The organism is Saccharopolyspora sp., assembly GCF_017434145.1.
Lineage (GTDB): Bacteria > Actinomycetota > Actinomycetes > Mycobacteriales > Pseudonocardiaceae > Saccharopolyspora_C > Saccharopolyspora_C galaxeae.
Genome location: NZ_JAFRFW010000510.1, coordinates 1 through 3618, shown reverse-complemented (window position 1 = coordinate 3618; position 3618 = coordinate 1). Strand labels below are relative to the sequence as shown.

1 protein-coding gene is annotated in these 3618 nt (G+C 73.2%); it reads right to left on the bottom strand.

What is annotated here, in order from left to right; genetic code table 11:
- On the bottom strand, positions 1–3618 hold a 3618-nt coding region (locus IJH84_RS14125), incomplete at both ends, for a beta-ketoacyl synthase N-terminal-like domain-containing protein (RefSeq protein WP_295145108.1).

Sequence of the window (3618 nt, the reverse complement as noted above, 5' to 3'; positions counted from 1 at the left end):
CCAGCGCTGCGGATGCTCCAGCGCGGCTACCCGGCCGCTACCCCACCGTTCGGCGTGGGAGCCGGGCTGCTCAGCACGTCCGACTGCGACACCGCCGCGGGTCACGAACCACACCGGCGCGTTGCAGCCGCGCTCCGCCAGCGCGCGCAGCAGCTCGGCCGGGTCGATGTCCAGCAGCGAGACCACTCCGGCGCAGCCCGGAAGCTCGGGCAGCTCGCCGCGGGAGGCCGCGACGAACTCCGCGTCCGGCAGCACCGTGCGCACCGCGGGGATCCACTCGTCGGTCGGGTCCGCGAGCAGCACCCACGCACCGCGCGGTTCGCCGGAGGAAACCGGCAACGGCCGCCAGCTGATCCCATACCGCCATCCGTCCACAACGGACTGATCGCGGCGCTGAAGCCGCCAGGAAGACAGCGCGGGCAGCACTCCGGCCAGCGCGGCACCGTCCACGTTCAACGCAGCGGAGAGTTCGTCCAGGTCCGCGCGTTCCACTGCGGACCAGAACTCGGTGTCCGACGCAGCCGCCGGGGCCGCCGCGACGGGAACCTCCGGCCAGTACCGCTCGCGCTGGAACGCGTAGGTGGGCAGGTCGGCTCGGCGCGCCCCGGTGCCTGCGAAGAACTCCGCCCAGCTGATCCGCACCCCGTCGGTGTGCAACTGGGAAAGTGCCGTGGCGACAGCGAGTTCTTCGCCGCGGTCCTTGCGCAGGACGGCCACCGCCAGCGGCGCCTGGTCGCTGAGAGTCTGCTGCACCAGGCCTGCGAGCACGCCGTCCGGGCCGAGTTCGACGAACCGGCGAACGCCCGCCTCGTGCAGCGCACGGACTCCGTCGGCGAACCGCACGGCCTCGCGCACGTGCCGCACCCAGTACTCCGGCGTGCACAGCTGCTCCGGTTCGGCGATCGCGCCGGTCAGGTTGGAGATCAGCGGAATGCGCGGGGCGTGGAAGGTGATTTCCGAAGCGACGCGGTGGAAATCGGCGAGCATCGGCTCCATCAGCGGCGAGTGGAACGCGTGGCTGACGGTGAGTTCGCGGGTCTTGCGGCCCTGCGCGGCGAACCGCTCGGCGACTCCGCGCGCGGCCTCGGCTTCGCCCGCGACGACCGCGGAGTCCGGTGCGTTGAGCGCGGCCAGCGAAACCTGCTCGGTCAGCAGCGGTCGCAGTTCGTCCTCAGTGGCTTGAACGGAGATCATCGCGCCACCCCGCGGAAGCGCCTGCATGAGCCGAGCGCGAGCGGCGACGAGCTTCGCCGCGTCGGGCAGCGAGAGCACCCCCGCCACGTGTGCGGCGGACAGCTCGCCGATGGAATGCCCGGCGACGAAATCCGGTTCCACGCCGAAGGATTCGGCGAGCCGGAACAGCGCGACCTCCAGCGCGAACAGCGCGGGCTGGGTGCGGCCGGTCTCATCCAGCTCGGCTGCGAGGTCCGAACCCGGCTCGGCGAACAGCACCTCCCGCAGCGACCCGTCGAGTTCCGGCTCCAAGTGCGCCAGCACGTCGTCCAGGGCCTCGGCGAACACCGGGAATCGACCGTAGAGCTCACGGCCCATGGCCGCGCGTTGCGAGCCCTGGCCGGAGAAGACGAACGCGGTTCGGCCACCGCGGGGTTCCGCGACGCCGCGGGCCACCTCGCGCAACCCGTCCGGTGTGGACAGCAGGACTGCTCGGTGGCGCAACGCGGCACGCCCGGTGGCGAGCGTCCAGCCGATGTCCGCTGCGGAATCCCCGCTCCCTGCAACGAAAGCGGTGATCCGGTCGATCTGGGCGTCCAGCGCTGCCCGCGATCGGGCCGACACCGGCCACGGCACGACCTGCGGATCCACCACCGCGGCCGGGCGCTCGTCGGCCACGACAGGCGCCTGCTCGATGATCAGGTGCGCGTTGGTGCCGCTGACACCGAACGCGGAAACCCCGGCGCGGCGCGGTCGCGAACCCTCCGGCCATTCGTGCGCCTCGGTGAGCAGCTCCACCGCGCCGGCGGACCAGTCCACGTGCGAGGACGGTTCACCGACGTGCAGCGTCGACGGCAGCTCGCCGTGGCGCATGGAGAGCAGCACCTTGATCACCCCGGCCACACCGGCGGCGGCCTGGGTGTGCCCGAGGTTGGATTTCACCGCGCCGAGCAGCAACGGTTCGGCCCGCTCCCGCCCGTAGGTGGCCAGCAGCGCCTGCGCCTCGATCGGGTCGCCGAGGGCGGTTCCGGTGCCGTGCGCCTCCACCACGTCCACATCGGACGGATCGAGCCCGGCATCGTCCAGCGCGCGCCGGATCACCCGCTGCTGGGCGGGACCGTTCGGGGCGGTGAGCCCGTTCGACGCGCCGTCCTGGTTCACCGCCCCGCCGCGCAGCACACCCCACACCTCGTGGCCGTGCCGCTGCGCGTCGGAAAGCCGCTCCAGCACCAGGATTCCGGCGCCTTCCGCCCAGGCGGTGCCGTCGGCATCGGCGGAGAACGCCTTGCAGCGCCCGTCCGGGGCGAGCCCGCTCTGCGTGCTGAACTCGACGAACGAGTCCGGTCCGGACATCACCGACACGCCTCCGGCCAGCGCCAGCGAGCACTCCCCACCGCGCAGCGCGGTCGACGCCCAGTGCAGCGCCACCAGCGAGGACGAGCAGGCGGTGTCGACCGTGACGGCCGGGCCTTCCAGTCCGAGGGTGTAGGAGAGCCTGCCGGACATGACGCTGGCGGTGTTCCCGGTGGCGACGTGCCCCGCGACGTCCGCGGCGGCCTTGCGCAGCAGCTCGGCGTAGTCCTGCCCGTTGGTGCCGACGAACACTCCGGTGTCGCTGCCGCGCAGCCGCTCCGGATCGATCGCGGCGCGCTCCAGCGCCTCCCAGGTGGTCTCCAGCAGCAACCGCTGCTGCGGGTCCATCGCGAGCGCCTCCCGCGGCGAGATGCCGAAGAACCCGGCGTCGAAATCCGCTGCGCCGTCCAGGAATCCGCCCTGCTGGGTGGCCGAGCTACCGGCGAGCGCGGACAGGTCCCAGCCGCGGTCCGCGGGGAACGGTCCGATCGCGTCGCCGCCGCCGGCGAGCAGCGTCCACAGGTCTTCCGGCGAACGCACTCCGCCGGGAAAGCGGCACGCGACGCCGACCACGGCGATCGGATCGTCGTCGCCCGGCCGCGCGGCATTGCCCGGAGCCTGCCGGGGCAGCTCGCCCAGCAGCTCGCCGAGCAGGAAATCCGCCAGCAGCACCGGAGTCGGGTGGTCGAAGACCAGGGTCGCGGGCAAGTCCAGGCCGGTGGCGGCGGACAGCGCGTTGCGCAGCTCCACAGTGGTCAGTGAGTCGAACCCGAGGTCGCTGAAGGCCCGCTCGGGGTCGATCGCCGCCCCGCCCGCGTGCCCGAGCACGGCCGCGACCTGGGCCAGCAGCAGCTCCAGCACGGCGGTGCGGTGCCCGGACTCCGGCAGTTCGGCCAGCTTCGCGGCGAGTGCGGGCCGTTCGGAGTCCGCGGGCCGCGCGGCCCGCACCTCGGGCAGGTCGGCGACCAGCGGGCGGGAGCCGAAGGCGGCGGTGAACCGCTCCCAGTCGACGTCCGCGACGGCCAGCAGCGGGTCGTCCTGCGTCATCGCCCGCAGCAGTGCGGCGGCGGCGCGTTCCGGCGGCATCGGCGT